This window comes from Alphaproteobacteria bacterium (genome assembly GCA_018662925.1).
Taxonomy (GTDB): Bacteria; Pseudomonadota; Alphaproteobacteria; order 16-39-46; family JABJFC01; genus JABJFC01.
This window is the reverse complement of the sequence record JABJFC010000031.1, coordinates 1-8,084: the sequence shown is the minus strand read 5'-3', so window position 1 is coordinate 8,084 and position 8,084 is coordinate 1. Positions and strand designations below refer to the sequence as shown.

The 8,084-nt window shown below is 41.6% G+C and carries 4 protein-coding genes; all 4 read right to left on the bottom strand.

Annotated features, from left to right (window positions below; translation table 11 throughout):
• Window positions 1-640: 640 nt before the first annotated feature.
• Window positions 641-2,131 (bottom strand): hypothetical protein, encoded by a 1,491-nt coding sequence (locus HOL16_02360; protein MBT5389537.1) that lies wholly within the window; start codon window positions 2,129-2,131, stop codon window positions 641-643.
• Between the two features lie 519 nt (window positions 2,132-2,650).
• Window positions 2,651-5,779, bottom strand: a complete 3,129-nt coding sequence (locus HOL16_02355; protein MBT5389536.1) for an efflux RND transporter permease subunit — start codon at window positions 5,777-5,779, stop codon at window positions 2,651-2,653.
• 14 nt (window positions 5,780-5,793) lie between these two features.
• Window positions 5,794-7,041, bottom strand: a complete 1,248-nt coding sequence (locus tag HOL16_02350) for an HlyD family efflux transporter periplasmic adaptor subunit (GenBank protein ID MBT5389535.1) — start codon at window positions 7,039-7,041, stop codon at window positions 5,794-5,796.
• Entirely contained in the window at window positions 7,038-7,895 is an 858-nt protein-coding gene (locus tag HOL16_02345) for a TolC family protein (protein ID MBT5389534.1), read from the bottom strand. Before HOL16_02345 ends, HOL16_02350 begins: the two co-directional genes overlap by 4 nt.
• Between the last annotated feature and the right edge of the window lie 189 nt (window positions 7,896-8,084).

Genomic DNA, 8,084 nt, shown 5'->3' with positions numbered 1-8,084 from the left:
TTTCCCCACGAATCGCCTCTAAGGCAACCTGGGATTTAAAAGTTGAGGTATGTTTACGACGTGTCATTCCTTTTTTCCTTTCCTCTAATATAGAGGAAAAGTCTCACTTAGCTAGTGGTCCGGTTTCTGGGGGGCATTATAAAGAGATACCTATAATTACGAATTGAAGAACAGGCATAGAGTTGTATATAGAGGGCAAACTAATGACCCTGGCAGGAGAGAAGGAGAGCATCGTCGAGAGGGAAAAAAGTTTACTCATATGGTAATTATAGGAAACATCAAAACATATAACGGCGCTTTAAATAGAGAAAGAAGGAGTCTTAGAACGTATAGAAACGGACATTCTGGGAAGAATCCAAAATACAATCAAACCGATCATGGTTAGTATGATTTTATCATATGGATAAAGTGAGGCTTCTGGTAAAGTTATATCGGGAGCCTTTTTAAGGGGGCTAAACCGCTGGATGAATTTTATGATCCTGTCGCGTTTGTGGTGAAGGGGCGTGGAGAGGCAGAAATCCCCCTCTCCCCCCGGTGGGTGCTATAGGATTCAACCTATGGCTGATTAGAGTCATAAGTCTTCTTGCTCTTTACAAGGCACTAGGAATCGGGAGAGAGATATCTCTCCCTTATAGTTTTCCTAGTTGAACATTGCCCACATACCCGTTTCTTCGAACTTATGAATGTTGAGAACTGATTTCAGTGGCTCTTTGAGAAATTTAGATTTTAACTTGGTATCCATGGTCTTAAATCTTCCATTCATCAGTAATCTAGTAGAAAACTCTGCCATATTGAGCATAAGGAGCTCGTTAAATACTGGAGATGAAGGATTAGCTCTCTTGATTGCGAAAATCGCCAGGCGTAACTCACCTTCTAACTTAGCATCGGATACAAACTCTCCATTTATTTTACTCTCATAATAATCGAAGAAACGCTTTAGCATGGTAGATCCGAGAAGTATTGGCCTGAGAGAATCGTCTAGGTCCTTTTGTGAAATAAAGGCGAGCATTTCTGTATCAGATAGTTGACTTAGATTTCTTATGATCTCTTGGAACGCTTCTATATCAGGGAGGGCATTGGGATTCATCTCTTTGAGGTGCTTTTTTACAGCCTCTGCGGAGAGGGTTGGACTTTTTGGTAATGGAACGTCTTCTGTTGTTAAACCCACATGATCGTATGTGGACTGCTCATCGGCACTAGGAACTTCTTTTCCAGCATATTCTAAAAATCGCCCATACTGAACATTGAAGTCTTCTTTGGATTGAGTAGGGTATTGATCTTCATGTGAGATCTCATGTGCCATATGATTTAAGTTCCATACAACTAGGCTTCTATATAAAGAGCTTACTACTGGACCCCCTAAATAGTTTTGTCTAGGAAAGTCACGAGCGAACATACAATCCTTCTTCCCGATAAAATTATACCTGCCAGACGAGGTGAGTTCTAGAGGAACCTGTGAATTACCTTTAAGATATTCCCCAAAGAAATCACTAAGAACAATTTCTTTTCCTCTATATTTTACACTAGGCCGGAGCTTTTTATATTTATCGGTAGAATCGTATGAACCTAGTTCGAAATTCCATCCCTTACTGTCATTTATAACTTGGTCGATTGTCTTACGTAGACTAATAGCTTTGGGATTATAGAATATCCGCTGAATACCGTTGTCTAAGGTATCGAGTTTAGGATCGTTGCGTTCGCTTTCTGGTATAATAACGTAAGTATTTCCATTGGTTGGGAGCATGACATTTCCCAAAAGAGCAGTGTCATGAGGATGAAGGGAGAAAATTTGATTCTTTATGTCACCAAAAGCTGTAACGACAGCATATTTACGTTTTTCCCAATTGCTCACTCTATCAACTGGGGGGGTTAGGGAACCCAAAGAAAAAAGAACAAACGGTCTAAATGCTAATTCCTCATTCGCTCGAATCATAGCCGCAGCAAGTTCTGGAGTGTTTGTTTGCCGTACTTGACTCTTCAGATCATCAGTAAAAGGTCTTTTCCCAGCAATGATCTCGCCACCGATAGGGAAGTAATCAGTTGCATGAACGGCTCTTACATTGGTGTAAAGCTCCTCTAGGCTTGGATCTGATATGGCCTGTACGGATGTAGATAACACGTTAAATGCCATGAGTACGGCTAATGAAAATCGAAAAATTTTTGAAACCATTATAAAGGGTCCTTCTAAAAAAATATCAATCTTAGCTAGTGAAGCTAAGTATACAAAATACAATCATCTTGTATATTTAAAATTTTTGTTTCAGAAAGTCAATCTTTTTTGTATTGTACGACGTTTTTTTCTTTGCATTTATTTGTTCTGGGGTATATTTTTAAGTAAGAGAGGTTCTATTTCTTGAGGTGTATTTTAGAGATTACCTTTTGGACTCTTTTCAGGGAGATATATTTTTTAGTCTCCTGATTCGCGATTGCTCATATGAAGGGAGATTTGACCGAGGAAAGGGCTCTCTCCTCCTGGTGGGCGCTACAGGATTCGAACTTGTGACCCACTGATTAAGAAAGATGGATTTTTAGGAGTACCAGATTCTGGAGGCTCTTATATGAAAGTCTATATATAGAAGCAAAAATAAAGAAGTTTTGAATTATATCCAAAAATCATCTCAATCTTGGCACAGATACGACGGAACCCTCCTTATTTATTTTTTGTGGTTAGAGGTGCTTTCCACAAGAGAAAAACTGCAGGAATCACCAAAAGCGTTAATAGCGTTGCACTCAACATTCCGCCTACCATGGGGGCGGCGATGCGACTCATTACCTCTGATCCTGTACCGGAGCCTAACATAATTGGTAACAAACCACCGATGATTGCAGATACAGTCATAATAATAGGGCGGATACGTAAAAGAGTTCCTTGGAGGATTGCATCTTTGATGTCTTTTGTTGTTAGTGGGCGTGCTTCTATTGTCGCAAGTTCTTGAGTTTTTTTCAGGGCTTGATTCAAATACACCAGCATCAACATCCCAATCTCCACTGCAACGCCAGCAAGGGCTATAAAGCCAACCATGACTGCAACAGAAAAGTTATAATTAAGGGAGAACAGCAACCATATACCACCGATTAATGCCAGTGGTAGCGTTCCCATGATGACGATCACTTCGGTAAACCGCCTGAAACTTAGGTAAAGAATAAATAAAATGATGGCGATGGTCACGGGTATGACCTTCATCAAACGATTTTGAGCACGTTCCATGTATTCATATTGTCCAGACCAATTGAGAGAATATCCAGGTGGAAGGTCGAGAGATTTCTCCACTTTTGACTGAGCATCTGCTACATAGGATCCAAGGTCGCGTCCATCAATATCTACCAGCACCCAGCCAGTAAGCCTCGCATTCTCGCTCTTGATAGCAGGAGGTCCATCAGTAATTGAAACTTCTGCGACATCACTCAGCGCAATATGTGAACCATTTGGTGTCACGATGGGGAGCATCTTAAGTTTTGGGACTGAGTGTCTGTAGGTTTGAGGGTACCGCAAGTTAACGGGATAACGCTCAAGTCCTTCTACCGTTTGAGTAACATTCATCCCCCCAACGGCTGTTGCGATGATTTCTTGAATATCGGAAATGTTGATGCCATAGCGCGCGGCATTCTCTCGATCAATATGGATATTGATATATCGTCCACCAGCAACGCGCTCTCCATAAACAGAGGCCGTTCCCTCTATTTTATTCAATACGGGTTCTAAAGAAGACGCAATTTCTTGTATGCCTTCTAGAGTGGGGCCAGAGATTTTTATTCCAACCGGTGTTTTGATTCCCGTAGCCAACATATCTATACGTGTTTTAATTGGCATCACCCAAGCATTTGTAATTCCAGGGAAATTTACTTCTTTTTCCAACTCAGCTTTTAGTTTAGAAGGCGTCATCCCTGCTCGCCATTGATCTCTTGGTTTTAGTTGGACGACTGTTTCAATCATGGTTAATGGAGCAGGATCCGTAGCTGTTTCAGCGCGCCCAATTTTTCCGAAAACCCTTTTTACCTCTGGAAAAGATTTAATGACGCGATCGGTTTGTTGCAGGATTTGCCGCGCTTTACCGATGGATATTCCTGGAAGAGTCGTTGGCATATACATCCAATCTCCTTCATCCAAGTCTGGCATAAACTCAGAGCCAATTTGTGAAAGGGGGATAATACTGACCAAAAGAAGGCCTATCGCCCCTAAAAGAATCTTCTTTGGGTGTTTTAGGGTGAAATTAATGAACGGCCTATAAGCTATAATTAGTATTCTATTTATGGGGTTCTTCCGTTCTGGGGTTATTTTACCGCGAATAAAATACCCCATAAGTACAGGCACAAGGGTAATAGAAAGTCCCGCAGCAGCTGCCATTGCATAGGTTTTTGTATAGGCAAGTGGGGAGAACATTCTTCCTTCTTGTGCTTGAAGAGCGAACACAGGAAGAAAGCTCAACGTTATTATGAGAAGTGAATAGAATAGGGGAGGTCCCACCTCAATCGCCGCCTTTTCAATGAGTTGCCATCGATTCTTTTCTGTGACGTTTGTTTTCTCAAAATGCTTGTGAACATTTTCTATCATAACGATGGCGGCATCAACCATGGCTCCAATTGCAATGGCTATTCCCCCTAATGACATGATGTTGGCATTGATCCCTTGCATATACATGACGATGAATGCTGAGAGGATTCCAATTGGCAGGCTGATGACAATAACCAAAGAAGATCTAAAATGGAATAAGAACAACATGCAAACAAGGGCAACTATCAGGAATTCCTCAAATAACTTCCATGAAAGGTTGTCAATTCCACGTTCAATTAAACTTGACCTGTCGTAGGTTTCAACAATTTGAACGCCCTTTGGGAGGCTTTTTTTTAGCTTTGCTAGTTTTTCCTTAACAGCTTTGATGGTTTTAAGTGCATTTTCGCCTTGGCGCATGACAATAATGCCGCCGACAACTTCTCCACGTCCATCAAGTTCGGCAATGCCTCGGCGCATCTGAGGGCCGAGTGTCACGCGAGCAACATTTGACATCAATATAGGTGTTCCAGATTTGCTAACACCAAGGGGGATATTTTCAATGTTTTTGATGTTCTTCAGATAACCCGTTACACGAACCATATGTTCTGCTTCCCCAAGTTCAACCACCGAGCCACCAACTTCCTGGTTCGCTTTTTTAATGGCCATTTTTACTTGTGAAAGAGAGATGTCATAGGCACGCAGACGATTGGGTTCAATTGTGATCTGGTATTGCTTAACCATTCCACCAATGGTTGCTACTTCTGATACACCATAGGCTGTTTGAAGTTCGAATTTAAGAAACCAATCCTGAATACTTCGCAGTTGAGATAGATCATTTTCTCCAGTTTCGTCGACTAAAGCGTACTGATAGACCCAACCAACACCTGTTGCATCAGGACCTAACTCTGGACGTGCGTTAGCTGGCAATTTGCTGGAAACCTGGCTTAAGTATTCCAAAACCCGTGTTCTGGCCCAATAGGGGTCCGTCCCATCTTCAAAGATCACGTACACGTAGGAATCCCCGAAGAACGAGTAGGCCCGAACTGTTGTTGCTTTCGGCACGGCCAACATTGCAGTCGATAATGGGTAGGTGACTTGATCTTCAACAACTTGTGGGGCTTGGCCTGGGAAAGAAGTTTTGATTATTACTTGAACGTCAGAAAGATCCGGAATGGCATCTACAGGGGTTTCTTTTAGGGCATAGAGGCCTGATGCAATCAAAAACACGGTTATTACCATGACAAGAAATCTATTTTTGATTGACCAACTAATGATGGAGCTAAGCATCCCTGTATTCCGTATTAGTGTTTATGACGAGCATGTGGGTTCGCTTCAGTGCTATCCGCGTCGGTTCTGGTATAGCTTGCGCTCAGACTGGACTCAGAATCAATCAAGAATTGGGCGGATGTTACGATGATTTCTTCGGCCTTAAGTCCCTCGAGAACCTCAACCATTTCATCAAATTCAATACCTATTTTGATTGGACGTACGATATAGCTTCCCTTACCTGTTTTAACAACAACTCTTGTTTCCTTACCGGTGTAAATGACAGCTTCTCGGGGGATGACAAGAGAAGCTTTTTTTGGATCCGCATAAATTTTAACGTCCGCAAACATGTTGAGTTTTAGGTCTCCTGACTCATTTTCAAATATCATGCGCACTTTGAGTGTATGAGATTTTGGATCTAATTCAGGATATATATAGTTCACCTCACCAGGCCAAGTCTTGCCCGGAATGTAGGGGAGGGACATTTCGGCTTTTTGTCCAACTTTTACCCAGTTTGATTGTCGTTCAAAGACTTCTGCGATGAGCCAAATTTTTGAGAGATCTTCTACAACTATAATCATTGTGTCAGGCTTAACGAACATACCCTCGGCGACGTTTAACTGAGAAAGGATTCCCCCTTGCTCAGAATAAGCATCCACGAGTTCGGAAACCTTTTTGCTCTTTTTTAAAGTAGTCATCTGCTTTTTACTGAAGCCTAATGAATAAAGTTTCTTCTTCGCGGCTTCTTGTAGAGTCGTGTTTTTGGCCTTCAACGCGAGCAAGTATTCCTTCTGAGCATTCACTAATGCTGGGGAGTAAATCCTGAAAAGAAGTTGTCCTTTTGTAACCTTCTCACCCTTTGTCTTGACCAGTAATTCCTTAATCCAACCATCTGTGTAGACATGCGTATGCTCAATCCGATTTTCATCAACGGTGATAGAGCCAACTGTATCAATAACCCGTGAGATATTCTGTCGTTTTACTTTTGTCGTTCTAACCCCCAGATTATGTTCTACATTTGGGGAGTTCTTGATGCTTGTGTCTTCTTGTGTTGCATTACCACCTTCATATACTGGGATTAAATCCATTCCCATAGGGGATTTTCCGGGTTTGTCTCGTCGATAGTTGGGGTCCATGGGTGCAATCCAGTATAGAATTTTCTTATCTGTACTCTTACCTGATGAAGATGGACAACCTCCCAGCCAATGATGTGCTCCGATCCCTCCAATGAAAGCTAGGACTAATGCCCCGAGCCCTAGGAATACCATATGCTTTTTTTTCACTGTTCTTCTGCCTCTAAATAAAGCAAATAAGCTCGAGCTTTTTGCCGTTTTGTTTCTATTCTAACTGATTGTAACAATGTCGTAAGTTTCATGTCATAGGCTTTTGCAACTGTTAGAAAAGCAACTTGCGTGTTTTCGTAGGCATTCAACGCTGCTTCAGCATATTGCTTTGCTTCAGGAACCAATTTCGTTTTGTATAGATTTTCTTGTTTTTTTAATTGCATCCACGCTGCGTAAGAGTGAGAAACTTCCTTGGAAAGGTTTAAAAGATTTATCTCCTTCTGACTCTTAGAGGCCTTATACTGTTCCAAACTGGCTGTCACTCTTTTATCTTGTCTATTCGAAGTGAAGAATGGCAACTCAGTTGTAATTTGCACGCCAACAAAATCAGACCTTTTCCTCTGACTCATGCGTCCTTGTCTGAATGAATACTGTAACCCCAGTGACCATGCAGGCTTATAAAGCTCTTCAGATAGTTCAATCCCTTTCTGATTTGCCTCAATTGCGGAGTCATCACTTTTAATAACAGGATGTTGCATTATATTTTTTCGAATTGAGGATTCAGCTGATGGGTTAGACCATTTGGGAAGGTTACGTGGGTGCACAATTCGAGCAATTTTCGGGCCGACTAAGCGGGCGAGATTAGCACGGACTATTTTGATGTCTTCTTCTATTTCTATCAGTTTGCTTTCAACCTGAGTGAGTTCTAATTGTGCCCTAAAGACGTTATGTTGAAATTCCGTGCCAACAGAAAGCATTGAAGTTGCCGTCTTAACAAGGTGTCCAAAAACAGTTTTCGTCTCAGTTAATATCTTGCGGGCCGAGAGTAAATAATACAGCTCAATCCAGTTCATTCTCACCGTACGGGTAATTTCAGCTGTCGTTGCTAAATTTTTACTCTCTTCCCCAGGATCCGCGATAGAGAATTAAAAAAAGCTCTGAGAGCGAGGAAATAGCTGGAAAAGGAGAGAAAAAGGGTTACACTCTTTAGGTGAAAACGTAACCCCTTCTTAAGAAATATAATTATGAAACTACCATCATTT

What these genes read in the sequence shown, in the direction of transcription:
- HOL16_02360 (MBT5389537.1), bottom strand. Translation starts at nt 2,131, where the DNA reads ATGGCATTTAACGTGTTATCTACATCCGTACAGGCCATATCAGATCCA.
- HOL16_02355 (MBT5389536.1), bottom strand. Translation starts at nt 5,779, where the DNA reads ATGCTTAGCTCCATCATTAGTTGGTCAATCAAAAATAGATTTCTTGTC.
- HOL16_02345 (MBT5389534.1), bottom strand. Translation starts at nt 7,895, where the DNA reads ATGAACTGGATTGAGCTGTATTATTTACTCTCGGCCCGCAAGATATTA.